General features: G+C 55.3%; 1 pseudogene. It reads left to right on the forward strand.

Features of this window, described 5'->3' with window-relative positions:
- A pseudogene (locus EFT72_RS19040) lies at positions 1-389 on the forward strand (pyridoxal-phosphate dependent enzyme); the annotation flags it as partial.

Genomic DNA, 389 nt, shown 5'->3' on the forward strand with positions numbered 1-389 from the left:
AAAGATGCCTGTAACGAGGCGCTGCGCGACTGGTCCGGTAGTTACGAAACCGCGCACTATATGCTGGGCACCGCAGCTGGCCCGCATCCTTATCCGACCATTGTGCGTGAGTTTCAGCGGATGATTGGCGAAGAAACCAAAGCGCAGATTCTGGAAAGAGAAGGTCGCCTGCCGGATGCCGTTATCGCCTGTGTTGGCGGCGGTTCGAATGCCATCGGCATGTTTGCTGATTTCATCAATGAAACCAACGTCGGCCTGATTGGTGTGGAGCCAGGTGGTCACGGTATCGAAACTGGCGAGCACGGCGCACCGTTAAAACATGGTCGCGTGGGCATCTATTTCGGTATGAAAGCGCCGATGATGCAAACCGAAGACGGGCAGATTGAAGA

It is taken from the genome of Clostridium sp. E02 (assembly GCF_003833015.1).
Lineage (GTDB): Bacteria > Bacillota > Clostridia > Lachnospirales > Lachnospiraceae > Lacrimispora.